The sequence below is a fragment of the Nitrosopumilaceae archaeon genome (assembly GCA_035631875.1).
Taxonomy (GTDB): domain Archaea; phylum Thermoproteota; class Nitrososphaeria; order Nitrososphaerales; family Nitrosopumilaceae; genus TA-20.
The window spans coordinates 361,016-375,851 of sequence record DASQHX010000011.1 but is presented as its reverse complement, the minus strand read 5'-3'; the positions used below and the strand labels follow the sequence as shown (position 1 = coordinate 375,851).

The following is a 14,836-nucleotide window of genomic DNA, read 5'->3' as shown; positions in this document are numbered from 1 at the left end:
TATAGCTGTGTTAGCTGTATTTGCCACAATGGTAGACCATGTTGTTCCACTATCAGTTGATCTCTCTATCTTGTAACCAGTGATTGCAGAGCCACCGTTGCTTGTAGGTGCAGTCCAGGATAGATTGATTTGTGATGATGAAACGGCAGAACCTGTCAATCCTGTTGGAGGTTGTGGAATAGTGGTTGTAGAACCAGACATGGTTGTAGCAGAAGATGTAGTAGATGGAGAACTTGTTCCAACTGAGTTTATCGCTGATACTCTGTGTTTGTATGCAGTACTTGCAACAAGTCCTGTGTCAGAATATGTTGTTGCTGTGCTTGCTGTATTTGCTATACTGGTAGACCATGTTGTTCCACTATCAGTTGATCTCTCTATCTTGTAACCAGTGATTGCAGAGCCACCGTTGCTTGTAGGTGCAGTCCAGGATAGATTGATTTGTGATGATGATGCAGCTGTAGCTGTTAGACTCGTTGGTGAACCAGGAGAAGTTGGCGACGGAGGCGGGGTTGTAGTTACGGCTAGAGAAGAAAGGTCTGTGAGATACTGATTAAAGTATGATGGAAATACAGCGTACGGGTTTGGCTCTGTCTGGTCTGTGATGTAGACCCACTTCAAGTATTTTGTGGCCATATGAAGCCAAGTTGGATCATATGTTGGTGTTGTATGTATTGTAGCTCCAAAACCAACTACATCTTTTGGATATTGAGGATAGAAAGTATTTGATGCAAGTGTTGACTCGCTTGGGTAGCCTGCAGACTCAAATATTGCAATGTGGTTGAATAGCGGTACATCTGTTTGACATATTGAACTTCCCGGATTTGCTCTTATGTAATTATAACCAATGGATTTTGCATAGTTTGAGATTGACTGGTAGAAAGTAAACTCTGAACAAGATCCTGACACCTCATCGAACATTATCCCATCTAACATGTTTGGATAGAACTGGTTATAGGATGATATCATACCCTCTACATTTGCAACGGTTCTTGTTCCGTATCCTGTAGGCACATAACCTGTAACTACAGCTCCTGCACTCTTGAGCTGTGTAATTGCACTAGCCCAAGACGTTGAAGGTGCAGTTCCAGGTCCAGATGCTGGATTTATGTTTACATTGAAAGGAACGTTAGGGAAAGCCTGTTTTGCTGCAAGTACCTGCGGAAGCTCGCTTAGGCTATACATTGGATAGTATATGCCTGTATTAATTCCTCCAAGTCTTGTCGCCAAGTCATTTGATGTGTTTGTAGTTGGTGTAGTTAATGAGGTGGTTGCTTCATTTGATTGAGTTGATTCACCAGCTGAATTTACAGCTGTTACTTTGTAGAAATATGTTGTACCACTTGACAGTCCTGTATCACTGTAAGACAATACATTTCCTATTCTTACAAGGAATGTTTCAGTTCCAGAACTAGTAGACCTGTATATGTTGTAGTTTGTGATTGCAGAGCCACCGTTGTTTGTAGGTGCAGTCCAGGATAGATTGATCTGCGATGATGATGCAGTTTTTGCTGTTAGCACTGCAGGTGATGATGGCACACTAGTTGCACTAGATGTAGTGGTAGAAGACATACTGGAAGGAGAACTAGTTCCAATCGAATTAATTGCAGAAACACGATAAGTATAGGATGTATTTGGGAAGAGTCCGGTATCAGAATATGTTGTTGTGGTACTAGCAGTGTTAGATACGATTGTAGTCCATGTGGTTCCACTATCAATAGACCTTTCAATCTTGTATCCGAGAATAGCTGAACCACCATTGTTTACAGGAGCTATCCATGACAGGTTTATCTGTGATGAAGAGACCGCTGTAGTTGTTACTCCAGTTGGAGGTTGTGATGCGGTTGCTGTAGCTGTGTCAAGAGCAGCTACCTCGTTACCAATGTATGGTGGAACAGTATCATATGGATTTGACAAGACATCGTTTGTGATATACAGATAACTCACATATGGAGACGCATTTTTTTCTGCTGTTGTGTCTAGTGTGCTAACACCAAATGACACCATTGAAAAGTCTGAGCTTGGATATGTCGGAGAGAAGATCCTAGTGCTAAGAGTTGATGCTGTTGGCACTCCACTACCCTCGTATATGGTAATGTTATCCACAGTTCCTACATAACTTGCTAATGTACTTGCACCGGGATTACCTACTGTCATGGTCATACCATGAGATTTTACATATTGAGTTAAAGTAGAATAGTAATTCTCATTACCTGGAACGTTTGACATCTCATCAAACATTATTCCGTTAACGTTGTACCAAGTTTTGTACGAGTTTATATCGGCTTCTGCTGCAGTAATTGATCTTGCAGCATATGATGTATAGACATATCCTAGTACAGTAATGCCTGCAGATTGAAGATTTTTAATGCCTGTTACGTAATTAGAATCAGAGGCACTACCAGAACCGCTACTAGGATTGATAATTGCTATGACTGGAACTGATGGGTGTGCATTCTTTGCTTGAATTAGTTGGGTCCAATAGTTTCCAGGATATGAATACAGTGGTACTATGACTCCAGTTGGTGTTGCTGCAACTGCTGGGTGTATTGTTGTTGAAAATGGTACAAAGACCATCAACATGATCATAAAAATCCCGACAAATGTTCTAGATGATTGTACCTTCATTTCAACCTAGAACAATCTTCTATAATATTAAAGGGATGGGTAGAAGAAATATGTATACAAACTTCGTTTTTAATTTTAAATAAAATTAATTATCGTGATAAAATTATTTTATAAAAATCAGAATAATTTGTTTAAGTTAAATTGTATGTAACAAAACATTACATGCCATACTATTGATTTATTTAGATAACAATTTTCTTTTCTTTGTTTTTTGAAGAGAGCAATTCAATAATTTGATCATACGAGTGTAAGAATTTTAGTCCCTTCTCAGTTATTCTATATTGTTTTGTCAGTTTTTCATATCTTAAAAGATCATTTTCTTGTAGAAATGCAATGTATTGTTTAACAAGCGTATAGGAAAGATATGCCCTATACATTATCTTTGTCTTCGTAGCTCCCGACCTTACAGCCTCTAGGATCATGGCTGAGATTTCAGTTCTACTACGATATTTCATATTTAAACATAGGTATAATCTGCTAAAAAAATTTGCTATATTTTTAGTAAACAATGTTCTAGTTTACATTAATTGTTAAAATTCATGATAAAAATAGATTTTTCCAGATTATCATTTAGAAATTAAAGATGTTTAAATTTGGATATTCAGTAATTTTGTTTTCTGGAGGTTTATCATTATGAACACCAGCAGATGTTACACGGCATTCAATATTACCATCTGATTTTCTAGTAGTGTTATCCCAATGCATAGGACGCAGCTTTGAAATTTTATCTGTATCACCTTCTGATAATGGTTTTATCTGATCAATTACCCACCCATATTCTGAATCTTTTCTCCCGTAATGACCACGAAATATCCAGGCACCACATTGATCCTTTCTCCAAAAAACAGGATCATTACCAGCAAAAATTTCACCTTTTGACCAAACCTTCCAAATAATATCATCTGAGTATTTCATATTCTGTGGCATTTCATATACAACATTGATTTACTTAAATGACCATGCTACAATCTTCTAGTTTTTAAAAATTAATTACAGTTAATCTAAATTTGAATCAAGTAAGGTCAACAAGAAAATGCACTATAGATAAAACGTGAGTTTTATTTCCACATCAAATGGTGATGTTCAATTAACATATTTTGTTGTTTTTGATTTAGAGTTTCAAAATCTTTAGATTTATAGGCACAGACCATTGTAAATGGAAAATCAAATTCCTTTTCTAATGTTGATTCATAAAGAACTAGTTCTCGTAAAAAGCCATATCTAAAAAATGCAGACATGTCAGCAAATACTCTCACCCCGTTTTTTCTTTTGATATATGGATAATCAATCATTGAAATCCACACTGTATTTAGCTTATGAACACTAGGTGGTGCATATGGAAAATACCATTCTGGTGTAGTCTTTATGATAAGATGACCATTTTTTTCAAGAGTGTTAGCATCAACATTCCATTCATTGTTAATTTTTTTACGAATTTCATCTTTGGAGAGGTCATCCGTTATTAACATAATAATTTCATTTTTTTCTAGACCAGATTTTAAGAATTCAAAAGCTTCTTCAAGTTCTTCGTCTTTATGTGAATATACTACTGCTATATGATTCCCAGTTTCTACTGTGTGACATCGTTTTGTACGTACTAACATGTTTTTAATTGTGAGTTCTTTATTTTATTAATATGGTACCATTCTTCTAGCGATTATTTCTATACTTCAGTTAAGTATCTTCAGTAGATTGCAATGTATTCATCCTGAATTATTCTAAAAAAAGATTTTGACATCATTTTGTATAAGAAGGAACTAGAACAATCTACCATATCATCTTATATGTAAGAATCTTCTAGGAATCTAGATCAGAAATGTCTCAACAAATGTATAGTAGACCGATGCTAAACATTTACGACCTAGTAGACAGAGTACTGGATAAAGGACTAGTTATAGATGCAAATCTTTCTGTATCATTAGTAGGCATAGAAATACTTGTTATAAGAGCCAGAATAGTGGTTTCAGGTATTGACACATTCCTTAGATATGCATCTGCATTAGGACTAGCAGCGCCGCCAGGACTCCCACAAAAGTAGCAACAGGCGAGTTTGCATGGCTATCTGTCTAATATGTGGTAAATATGATGAGGTAGACCTAAAAAAAGCCATGAGTAATGGTTGGGTCTTTACACGATGTCCTGAGTGTCAGCGCGGAAACCAATTTGACATTATTGTCACGTATCTTTCAAAAACTGTTGGTGAAAAATACCTGGAAGGATTTTGCGATAAACATTGGTTTAAAGACAGTGGCATTTGCGGGTACTGTAAAATGAAACGTGAGGGATATAACGAAAATGTCGCTTAAGACACTCACTCCAAGACAATTAACGATCATTGATCTAATTGACAGAATTTTGGATAAAGGAGTAGTAATAAATGGTGACATTACAGTCTCGATTGTGGGGGTAGACTTACTTTCTTTAAAAATTAATCTTGTAATAGCTTCACTTGAAACTGCAAAACGATACGGAATGAAACTTCCTTGGGAAAAATGGGATAAAGGAATTACCAAGCGTTCAGAGACAAAAAGTATTAGGAGATAATCTTGTTGGGAAATTTTTCTAAAAATCATAAAACAGAATTAGTAAGTGTTGAAAAAATAAATCTAGACGGACAAAAGTTACAAAATGGACTTGGAAAGCTTGTATTAACTCTTGTTGAAATACTTCGCCAGATTCTTGAAAGACAAGCTCGGCGGAGAATCGAATCAGGCACTCTGACAAGTGAGGAGATAGAGAGGTTAGGGCTTGCTTTTATGCAAACCAGACAAAAAATAATAGAGATTTCCAAAGTGTTTGGGTGTAGCGCGGAAGAACTTGATCTTAATCTTGGCTCTCTAATAAAGTCCGAAAATGTACCTTTTGACAAGATTTCAATTGTAGATGTAGTTGACAAATTACTAGACAAAGGAGTAATGGTTACGGGTCAAGTAACAATTTCAGTAGCAGATGTTGATTTAATAGCATTAGACCTTCTTGCAACACTTTCTTCTTTACCTACAAAGAAAAATAAATCAGTAAAAACTATTGATAATATTAGCAATGATTAAAGGAAGATACGTTTACTGCATATTAGAAAGCGAAAAAAAGCCAGATATTGGAAATATAGGATTATTTGATAGCAGTGTGTATACAATAGGTCATAAGGATCTTAACGCAATAGTAAGTGCAATACCATTCAAAGAAACACAAGCTAATGTAGACAACATCGTAGCTCACCAGAGAGTTGTTGAAGCATCAAGAAAAATAGGCACTACATTGCCGGTGAGATTTGGCGTAATCATAAAGACAGAAGAAGGAGTAAAAAATTTACTTGTAAAGTCATATAGAGATTTCAGATCAAAAATAACCAAATTCAAAGATAAAGATGAATTTGGCGTCAAAGTGATCTTTGACAAAAACAACGTAAAAAAAATCAAGAAAACTACACATGACATATCTTATGAAGTTAAAAAAATCAAAAAAGAAATGTCTAATGCAGGAGATGGTGCGGCATATTTTCTTAAAATGAAGATGGATGAGGCCATCAAAAATGAGACACTTAAAAAAATAGATGAGTTAAGTGGAGAGATTCACCATGATCTTGTAAGCTTAGCTGATGATAGCAGATTATTAAAAACTGACATAGACCAAGTCATCTTAAATGTTGCATATCTGATAAAAAAAAATGATCATGACAGTTTCAATTTAAAATTAAAAAAATTGGAAGAAAAATACAAGAAAGACAGCCTAACGTTTCATCTAAGCGGGCCATGGGCGCCATATTCATTTTGTTGAGGTGAAAATGATGTTTATAACATATCTCATAATAAAATTGACTCTTGATTCGATTTTAAAAGAATGTAATCGTATTACAGCAGAACATATTTCACAAGAACATATACGATTAATAAAATCAAGATTAATGCAATTAAATTTAGAATATCAAAGTGGTGACATAGATGAAGAAACATATCACAAAAATGAATCTGAAATTTTGAAAGATTTGAACAGTGTATTAGAACAAAAAAAGGGGTTTAATTGAATCATCCAAAAATAGTAGATAGAATAATTCAGCATGAACACCAAGTAACAAATATTCAGAATCATATCAGGGAGCAAGTAGAAAACATACGAGTTAGAACCTTTGTTGCAAGAGAAGAGATGTTAGAAAACAGAAGTAAAAAAATAGAACAAGTAAGAGAAAAGCTAAGAGAGACTACCAGAATCATCCAAACCAAACATGATGTGATAAGAAATAGGTTAAACCAAGAGGCGATTCACAGGGAGGCAAACATTCGAGTCAACAGAGGTCTTGAAGCACTTGAAAAATTTATTCAAATTTTGAGAGAAACCAACCTAGAGGAAGAAATGCTCAAAAAAGCTATTCAAGATCCAATAATTTTTAGTTCTGTTGAAACTGAAGCAAGAAAGATCATAACATCTGACTTTTTCAAATCCATTCAAAAACAACTCATAATGCAAACCGAATTCATCAATATTGCAGCTCATGAGTTGCGTACTCCAATCATGCCCATCTTGGTAAATATAGAATTATTAGAATCAGAGATTGGCAGTGATAGAGAAGAGATAAAAACAATTATACGAAACGCCAAAAGACTACAACATCTCACTGAAAACATACTTAGTGTATCAAGAATTGAAAGCAAGACATTAAAATTAAACAAAGAGATGTTTGAAGTCAATGATGTGTTGTCATTTGCCATAAGAGATGCAAATACTCAGATTGAAAATAACAATGTAAACCTAAAACACAAAGATGCCCAAGATAAAATGTACGTAGAAGCTGATAGAGATAGAATAATGCAAGTCATTTCTAATCTGCTTCATAATGCAATCAAATTTACAAGCAATGGGACTATTATGATTACTTCAAAAAAACTTGGAAATGAAATAATTGTTAAGGTACATGACAATGGGCATGGGATAGATCCGCAGATATTGCCAGTTTTGTTTTCAAAGTTTGTAACAAAATCATACAAAGGAACTGGATTAGGACTCTACATATGTAAAAACATCATAGAGGCACATGGTGGAAAGATGTGGGCAGAAAATAATACTGATAAGAATGGAGCCACATTCTCCTTTAGTCTACCTGCAACTTAGAGATTTTTCAAGTTTATGAAGAAATCATAATAAATGAAACACTATTTTCAATAAACTAATTTGCAAAAATAAGCCCCGGACAATAATTGTTACAATGGACTAGAAGTGATATCTATCAGCCAGGAGTGTCATTAAATATAGCAGAGTGTGTGTTGGTGCCATCTGTTGCTTGGACCTCGTGTGGACCAACTGACCCTAGAGGTACTTGGAATGTAGCCTTAAAGCCTCCAGTTGAGTTTGTAGTTATATTAGCTGGATTTTGTATTTGAGGTGCAACGCCATCATAAGTTAGAGTGATTGCAGTGGAGTTGGAAAATGCGGTACCAGTGACAGTTATGGTAATGTTTGCAGGTCCGCTTGATGGACTCAGTATTAGCGGTGCAGTATCACGATAAACAGCAGTAATCTGAGTGTTGCTTATTATTGACATATGTCTCGGATTCACTGATGAACCTGTATCAAGCCAGTGATCAAACCTGAAAGTTGTCCAATTCCCCATCCCAACTGTGTATTGCGCTCCATTGTTTAGATTAAACGTAGTAGGAGTGAATCCTGATGAGATCATCACTCCAGTTGAATTACGCAATTCAGTATACAACCCGCTAAGAGATTCTCCTGTTGTCAGCTGTGTTGTTACGGTCAACTTGCATATGGCACATTGTGTTGTTGCAGATGCAGTGTTAGATGGGTCACTTGATGCTCCACCAACATACAGTGCAGATACTCTGTAGGTATAGATCGTACTTGGAGACAGTCCAGTATCGGAATATGTTGTTGTTGTGCTTCCAGTGTTGGGTACGATAGTAACCCAGTTGGTGTTACTACCAGTTACTCTTTCTATCTTGTATCCTGCTACCAAACCACCAATGTTATTTGGTGCTGTCCAGGATAGATTGATTTGTGATGATGAAATGGCAGCAGCTGTAAGGCCTGTTGGAGAGAGTGCACTTCCAGAACCTCCTCCGGTGGGTGGCTGACTTGCTCCATAGTTTAGTACGTTAACGCTACCAGTCAGATCAATGAAGTAGATTCCTCCGTTCCAGACTTCCAGATCAACTGGTGCAATAGATTTATCAAAGTATATTGGTACAACCTGTCCTTTTGGAACTCCACTTGCTGGATCAATTGTAGGCGGAGCTGTACTCGATGGTAAGAGTGCAGAAATCATGTGTAATCCATAGTCTGCAAAGAAATAAGCACCTTCGTAATTTGGATAGTAGGTCCCGTGATAGAAGATTCCACCTGTAAGGGCCTGAAGACCCTCTGGTGTTGTCTGTGATTCTATTCCTTCGTGTGGGTACCAGTATACTTGCGGTGTATAGCTTGCCAAGTTTTGTGGATTACCAAATGGTGGGCTCTCATAGTTTGACCATCCAGCATTTGCACCGGCAGCTGTAAAGTTCTTTATGCTCTCCCATGCATTGTAACCCACATCTGATGCATATATTCTGCCTGTCTTGGAATCAATATCAAATGTATATGGATTTCTCACACCATAGCCCCAGATCTCTTTTTTGATACTAGGATCGGTACTTGATGCAAATGGGTTTGTACTTGGAATCGAGTAGAGTTTTCCACTAGCGTCAGGAGATGCAAGTGGAGTAATTCTGAGAATCTTTCCTTGCAGTATTGTCAAATCCTGTCCTTTAAATGTCCATCCATCACTAACAGCTATGTAGAGGTTGCCTGCAGAGTCAAACTTGAGACAACCCCCGTTATGACCATCCTGCCAAGCTGGAGAAGTAAGTACAAGCTGTTCACCTATAGACGAATCTGCTACTATATTTCCAGATGAATCAGTTGTAGCATGATATCTGATAACCTCACTTACGACAGATCCTGATATGGTCCTTGTAACATCAAAGTAAACATACTGTGAGGATGCGGAGTTTTTCCAGTTTGGATCAAAGGCAATTCCCAAAAGTCCATTGTCTTCAGATCCTGTTTGCAGGTTTGGTATGGTTACAAAGGGTGTTGCCTGTCTTGCAAATTGGCTGCCTGTATTTTTGAATACGATTACATTTCCAGTATTCTTTTCAAGAACCATGAATGTACCGGAGCCATCTACGCCATAACCGTTATCCGGAATAAAGGCCATTCTGTCTGGAATACTGAGTCCTGTTGCTATAGGTTGAGTGTTGTATGTAGGAGTCGACGAGCTGACAACAGTAAAGGAAATAGGGTAAACGTTACCCTTACCGTCGGATACTTGAATCTGGTGTGTGCCAAGTGAAGCTCCGCTGGGTATTGTGAAGCTTCCTCCAAAGTTACCAGTGGTGTCGGAAATTATGGTACTTGAAGTGGAAACCATTGCATTATCAAATGTTATAGTAATTGTTGAACTTGCTGCAAAGCCATTACCGTTGGAATCTGGAATCAGTACTTGGGAGCCGGCAGCTCCTGATGTTGGATAGATAAATACGTGTGGTGTCATAGTAACGGTGGCAGTAGCTGTATTTTTTGCTGCATCCTGAACTATGATGGTGTGAGCTCCTGCAACAGAATGCTGTACCGCAATTATTCCGACAAAACCTCCATTAGAATCGGTTTGAATATTAGATGGAGTGGGTGCATCGTTTGCAGAGTTGAATGCATATGTATAGGAATCATATGATATGGTAATCGGTGAGTTTGATGCAAACTTGGCACCTGTGATTCTTACGGATGTTCCTACATTAACAGAATTTGTATTAAGTGAGATACTAGAACCAGATATAGTTGCACTGGATGTAGTTGCAGAAGCTGTGTTTGATGGAAAGCTGGTACCAACTGAGTTTATCGCTGATACTCGGTAGGTGTAAGTTGTAGTTGCAGCAAGTCCAGTATCAGAATAAGTTGTAGATGTGTTTGCTGTATTTGATTGTATGGTAGACCAGGTAGTTCCGCTGTCAGTTGATCTCTCTATCTTGTAACCGGTGATTGCTGAACCTCCATTGTTTGATGGTGCAGTCCATGAGAGATTAATTTGAGATGATGAAATAGCAGTAGCTGTTAATCCAGTTGGCGGTTGTGGAGCTGTGGCAGCAGCTGCAGGTGTTGCACTTGCCTCATTTGACTGTGCAGACTCGCCAACAGAGTTTACAGCTGTTACCTTGTAGAAATATGCTTGACCGTTTGTCAGTCCAGTATCGGTATAAGATAACGTCGAACCGCTTACTGTGCCAACAGAGGTTGTACCTTCACCACCTGCTGCTGTGCCACGGTATATTTTGTATCCTGTTATGGCAGAGCCACCATTAGATGATGGTGCAGTCCATGAGAGTGATACCTGAGAGTTTCCAGCTGTAGCTGCAAGTCCAGTTGGTGATTGTGGAACAGTAGCTGCACTAGATGTAGTTGCAGATGCAGTACTTGATGGAGGACTTGTGCCTACACTATTGATTGCTGATACCCTGTAAGTGTAGGTTGAGTTTTGTAACAATCCTGTATCAGAATATGTTGTAGCTGTAGAACCTGTATTTGCTACTGTTGTACTCCATGTAGTTCCAGTATTATTTGATCTCTCAATCTTGTATCCTGTTATAGCTGAACCGCCGTTGTTTGAGGGAGCTGTCCAGCTTAGATTAATTTGTGATGAGGACACAGCAGTAGCTGTTAATCCAGTTGGAGATTGTGGTGCAACACTTGTAGGAGAAGTAACTGTTTTGTAAACTGCAGTTATTGCAGTATCAGAAGATATTGATATGTCTCTAGTACTAGTTGTTGAACCGGTATCAAGCCAGTGATCAAAGATATAGGTAAGATAATTGTTGGGTGCAACAGTATACGTCTGTGTATTGTTAACAATAAATGTAGCAGGAGAGTATCCAGAAGCTATCTGTTTTCCATTTGTATAGAGTTGTATGTAAACGCCGGAGATAGCAACACCGTTGAGATCTTGTGTGTTAACAGTTAGTGTGGAAGTAGTGCCCAGTGCATTTACAACTTGATTGTTAGTGATAGGGGTAAATAATAGTAAAAATAAAAAGATCCCTAATGAGATATTAAGATAATTCTTTTTCATTTAATGTTTCTATATTTATCATTCCATAAGTCGATATGCTAAGAAAGTAATCGAAGATTGTTACATTAATTTGGAATGAAAGATCTAAATTAAATTAGGATTCCGTAATTTTTGACTGTTCCATGCATTAAGACTATAGAACATTGTTCACTAAAATTGTTATGTAAAAACTATCGATTCACCTTTTATTGTTTGCGTCTAAAAGAGTATTATGAAAAATGAAAATTTGTTAAATAATGTACTAAGGAATATTGAATCCGGTAGGAATACTCCTGAGATGCTACAGTTTTACACCGATGTCGAGGAATTTCTAAATGGTGCTGATTTGACCGAGCTTGAAAAGCTCAGAAATTTTCCAGTATTTACATGGAGACAGCAGATAAGAAACTTTCTTGAAAAATATGAACTTTACAAATTGATAAAAAATGTACCAGGCTCGATTGTTGAATGTGGCGTGGCAGATGGTTTTGGCTTGATGTCCTATGCTCACTTTTGCTCAATTTTTGAAGGATACCACCATCTTCGCAAGGTAATTGGTTTTGACACCTTTGAGGGTTTTAGTGAATTATTACAACAAGATAAAACCAGCAAGGCAGTACATATGAGAAAAGGTGGATTACGTCACGATTCATACTCAATTTTGCAAAATGCAATTAAACTTTATGACCACAACAGAACACTAGGCCATCTTGAAAAAGTACAACTAGTAAAAGGGGATATTTCAAAAACACTCCCTTTATTCATGAAGGAAAATCCTTACCTTGTTATTGCTCTACTTTACTTGGACATGGATCTTTACCAGCCAACCAAGGACACAATACGTCTACTCTTTGACAGAATACCAAAAGGTGGGATTATCTGTTTTGATGAAATAAACCATCAAGATTATCCTGGTGAGACAATTGCGGTCATGGAGGAGATAGGACTTGGCAATCTAAGGCTGAAAAGATTTGATTTTTCAACACGGGCATGTTACGCAATAATAGAATAATTTGTGCGGCATGAGGATCCTAGTTTCAGGTTGCACTGGCTTTATTGGTTCAAACCTAGTGCCAGAATTACAAAAACTTGGTCATGATGTTGAAGGGATTTCAAGAAAACCAGTTAATGTAAATCACAAGATGTATCTAGCAGATCTTCGTTCTAATCATCTAGCAAAAAAGATCAGAACAAATTTTGATGCTATAATACACTTGGCAGCAGACACAAATGAAAAGGATCTTTCAAGTATGATGAGTGAAAATGTTGTTACAACTTTGAATATTCTGGAATTTGCCAGACAAAAAAACATAAAAAAATTTGTGTTTGTTTCAGGTCATAATGTATATGCACCCTCTAAAATACTTCCAATAAAAGAAAACTTTCCCACTCTGCCATTTACAAATTATGGATGCACCAAATTACTCTCGGAAAATCTTGTATCTTATTATAGTTCCAAGTTTAACCTTCACGCAATAATCTTAAGGGTTTCAGTTACTTATGGTAATAGATATCCAAAGAAAAATACAATAGGCAAGTTTATCAACAGTTACAGGAAGTCAAGGCCTATTTTTCTTCACAGGTATAAAAATGGATTCCAAAAAGTAGATTTGGTTAACGTATATGATGTCTGTGATGCAATAATTAAGGCATTATCTTCAAAGAAAAAATATGCCATCTACAACATAGCATCAGGTAAAGCTGCAACAGTAAAAGATGTTATTAAAATTCTAAAAAATAATATTAAATCGGATTCAAAAATTAGTGTTAAGGATATTGAAAAAAAGGCGCCTCACTTTTATTACGATATAGAAACTGCCAGAAAAAAATTAAATTTTGAACCAAAGATTTCTCTGGAAGAAGGGATTACCAATTTGTTACAGTAATTTATTTTGTTGTACAATCATTATCTGATTCTTCTAGAAAATAATTAGGCATTATATAAAACAATGTCTAGACGAAAGACGGATGTCTTTGGTTAAAAATCATAATTAAAACTAATTTATCATGTAGAGATCTAATCATACATAGAACAAAGTTTACTAAAATTGTTCTGTAAAAACTATCAATTCCTTTTTTATTGTTTGCATCCAACTAATATCATGGATACAAGTGTCATAGACTTGGCTCATAAAGATACGAACCATTCATTGGAGTTTGATATCAAATCAATATTATCTAGTTTGAATCTTAGCTACAATATCGAAGGAACTAATGAAGGAAGAATAAAAGACATAGCTTCCATTACAAACGCCAGATTGGATGACCTTTCTTTTTGTTCTTATGAAGGCGACAAAGCTATCGAGCTTATTTCACAATCTAATGCTGGTGTAATTCTCTGTAAAAAAAGTTTACATGGACTTGTGCACCCAAAAAAAGGAGCTCAGCTTATTTTCCTTGATAATCCAAGACTTGTTTTTGTAAATTTAACTAATAAGAAATTTGCAAAGAAAAAAAAATTGGTTGGAATTTCTTCGAAAGCTGTTATATCTAAAACTGCAGAGATAGGCGCCCGTTGTTACATAGGAGACTATACTGTGATTGGAGAGAATTGTAAAATCGGAAATGACACTATAATCTACGATAAAGTAACACTTGTAGAAAATTGCGTAGTAGGAGACAGAAGTATTATTCATTCTGGAGTCACATTAGGTGATGATGGTTTTGCATTTGAAAGGGACAGGAAAGGGCTTTATCGATTCCCTCATTTTGGGAGATTAGTAATTGGTAATGACATAGAAATTTGTGCAAACAGTCACATTGCTAGAGGGTCTCTTTCTGATACAATAATAGGCGATGGAACAAAGATTGATTCGTTGGTACACATTTCTCACAATGTCATTATTGGTAAAAACTGTGAAATTACTGCAGGTGCTATCATTGGAGGAAGTGCAAGAATAGGTGATTCAACTTGGGTTGGACTCAATGCAACTTTGAAAGACCATGTGACGGTTGGAGATAATGTTGTTGTAGCTTCAGGGGCTTCTGTTATACATGATGTACCAAGTCAAGATGTGGTAGCTGGTGTTCCCGCAGTATCAATAAAACATAAAATGAATGCCACTTCTGATATGTTATTTCTTATGGCAGGGCAGCAAAATTCTGATCAGAAATAAAAAAATT

At 36.5% G+C, this 14,836-nt stretch carries 15 protein-coding genes; 10 read left to right on the top strand and 5 right to left on the bottom strand.

Going from position 1 to position 14,836, the window contains the following annotated elements:
• From VEU72_09165 to VEU72_09150, 4 genes are all read right to left on the bottom strand, one after another.
• Positions 1-2,625, bottom strand: a 2,625-nt coding sequence (locus tag VEU72_09165) for a spherulation-specific family 4 protein (protein ID HYL67299.1), incomplete at its 3' end; no start/stop codon positions are given.
• A gap of 182 nt (positions 2,626-2,807) precedes the next feature.
• On the bottom strand, positions 2,808-3,080 hold the full coding sequence (locus tag VEU72_09160) for a winged helix-turn-helix domain-containing protein (GenBank protein ID HYL67298.1): 273 nt from the start codon (positions 3,078-3,080) through the stop codon (positions 2,808-2,810).
• 115 nt (positions 3,081-3,195) lie between these two features.
• Entirely contained in the window at positions 3,196-3,540 is a 345-nt protein-coding gene (locus VEU72_09155; GenBank protein ID HYL67297.1) for a hypothetical protein, read from the bottom strand.
• Positions 3,541-3,683: 143 nt separating this feature from the next.
• On the bottom strand, positions 3,684-4,229 hold the full coding sequence (locus VEU72_09150; GenBank protein ID HYL67296.1) for an MEDS domain-containing protein: 546 nt from the start codon (positions 4,227-4,229) through the stop codon (positions 3,684-3,686).
• A gap of 212 nt (positions 4,230-4,441) precedes the next feature.
• On the opposite strand from VEU72_09150, the gene gvpJ reads away from it, so the two are divergent.
• Genes gvpJ through VEU72_09115 form a run of 7 tightly spaced genes read left to right on the top strand, consistent with a single transcriptional unit; the run spans position 4,442 to position 7,731 of the window.
• Positions 4,442-4,663 carry a gas vesicle protein GvpJ gene (gene gvpJ / locus VEU72_09145; GenBank protein HYL67295.1) on the top strand — a complete coding sequence of 74 codons (222 nt, stop codon included), beginning with the start codon at positions 4,442-4,444 and terminating at the stop codon, positions 4,661-4,663.
• Positions 4,664-4,679: 16 nt separating this feature from the next.
• A complete protein-coding gene (locus VEU72_09140; GenBank protein ID HYL67294.1) occupies positions 4,680-4,931 on the top strand; it encodes a hypothetical protein in 252 nt (83 codons plus the stop codon).
• On the top strand, positions 4,921-5,169 hold the full coding sequence (locus VEU72_09135) for a gas vesicle protein (protein ID HYL67293.1): 249 nt from the start codon (positions 4,921-4,923) through the stop codon (positions 5,167-5,169). The genes VEU72_09140 and VEU72_09135 overlap by 11 nt, the downstream gene beginning before the upstream one ends.
• A gap of 5 nt (positions 5,170-5,174) precedes the next feature.
• Positions 5,175-5,675 carry a gas vesicle protein K gene (locus VEU72_09130; GenBank protein HYL67292.1) on the top strand — a complete coding sequence of 167 codons (501 nt, stop codon included), beginning with the start codon at positions 5,175-5,177 and terminating at the stop codon, positions 5,673-5,675.
• Positions 5,653-6,402: a GvpL/GvpF family gas vesicle protein gene (locus VEU72_09125; protein ID HYL67291.1), complete on the top strand. Its 750-nt coding sequence runs from the start codon at positions 5,653-5,655 to the stop codon at positions 6,400-6,402. The genes VEU72_09130 and VEU72_09125 overlap by 23 nt, the downstream gene beginning before the upstream one ends.
• Positions 6,403-6,412: 10 nt before the next feature.
• Positions 6,413-6,649, top strand: coding sequence for a gas vesicle protein GvpG (locus VEU72_09120; GenBank protein ID HYL67290.1), 237 nt, complete (start codon positions 6,413-6,415; stop codon positions 6,647-6,649).
• A complete protein-coding gene (locus tag VEU72_09115; protein ID HYL67289.1) occupies positions 6,646-7,731 on the top strand; it encodes an ATP-binding protein in 1,086 nt (361 codons plus the stop codon). Before VEU72_09120 ends, VEU72_09115 begins: the two co-directional genes overlap by 4 nt.
• Before the next feature lie 115 nt (positions 7,732-7,846).
• Here VEU72_09115 and VEU72_09110 read toward each other — a convergent pair whose 3' ends face one another.
• The gene (locus tag VEU72_09110) at positions 7,847-11,734 is read right to left on the bottom strand and encodes a fibronectin type III domain-containing protein (protein ID HYL67288.1); all 3,888 of its coding nucleotides are present in this window, start codon (positions 11,732-11,734) and stop codon (positions 7,847-7,849) included.
• A 211-nt stretch (positions 11,735-11,945) separates the two neighbouring features.
• Between VEU72_09110 and VEU72_09105 the strand changes: the two genes are divergently transcribed.
• The 3 genes from VEU72_09105 (at position 11,946) to VEU72_09095 (ending at position 14,829) form a co-directional block, all read left to right on the top strand.
• Entirely contained in the window at positions 11,946-12,725 is a 780-nt protein-coding gene (locus VEU72_09105) for a TylF/MycF/NovP-related O-methyltransferase (protein HYL67287.1), read from the top strand.
• Between the two features lie 10 nt (positions 12,726-12,735).
• The gene (locus tag VEU72_09100) at positions 12,736-13,599 is read left to right on the top strand and encodes an NAD(P)-dependent oxidoreductase (protein ID HYL67286.1); all 864 of its coding nucleotides are present in this window, start codon (positions 12,736-12,738) and stop codon (positions 13,597-13,599) included.
• Between the two features lie 216 nt (positions 13,600-13,815).
• Positions 13,816-14,829, top strand: a complete 1,014-nt coding sequence (locus VEU72_09095) for a UDP-3-O-(3-hydroxymyristoyl)glucosamine N-acyltransferase (protein ID HYL67285.1) — start codon at positions 13,816-13,818, stop codon at positions 14,827-14,829.
• Positions 14,830-14,836 lie beyond the last annotated feature (7 nt).

What these genes read in the sequence shown, in the direction of transcription:
- VEU72_09105 (HYL67287.1), top strand. Translation starts at nt 11,946, where the DNA reads ATGAAAAATGAAAATTTGTTAAATAATGTACTAAGGAATATTGAATCC.
- VEU72_09160 (HYL67298.1), bottom strand. Translation starts at nt 3,080, where the DNA reads ATGAAATATCGTAGTAGAACTGAAATCTCAGCCATGATCCTAGAGGCT.
- VEU72_09140 (HYL67294.1), top strand. Translation starts at nt 4,680, where the DNA reads ATGGCTATCTGTCTAATATGTGGTAAATATGATGAGGTAGACCTAAAA.
- VEU72_09150 (HYL67296.1), bottom strand. Translation starts at nt 4,229, where the DNA reads ATGTTAGTACGTACAAAACGATGTCACACAGTAGAAACTGGGAATCAT.
- VEU72_09095 (HYL67285.1), top strand. Translation starts at nt 13,816, where the DNA reads ATGGATACAAGTGTCATAGACTTGGCTCATAAAGATACGAACCATTCA.
- VEU72_09135 (HYL67293.1), top strand. Translation starts at nt 4,921, where the DNA reads ATGTCGCTTAAGACACTCACTCCAAGACAATTAACGATCATTGATCTA.
- gvpJ (HYL67295.1), top strand. Translation starts at nt 4,442, where the DNA reads ATGTCTCAACAAATGTATAGTAGACCGATGCTAAACATTTACGACCTA.
- VEU72_09100 (HYL67286.1), top strand. Translation starts at nt 12,736, where the DNA reads ATGAGGATCCTAGTTTCAGGTTGCACTGGCTTTATTGGTTCAAACCTA.
- VEU72_09155 (HYL67297.1), bottom strand. Translation starts at nt 3,540, where the DNA reads ATGAAATACTCAGATGATATTATTTGGAAGGTTTGGTCAAAAGGTGAA.
- VEU72_09110 (HYL67288.1), bottom strand. Translation starts at nt 11,734, where the DNA reads ATGAAAAAGAATTATCTTAATATCTCATTAGGGATCTTTTTATTTTTA.
- VEU72_09120 (HYL67290.1), top strand. Translation starts at nt 6,413, where the DNA reads ATGTTTATAACATATCTCATAATAAAATTGACTCTTGATTCGATTTTA.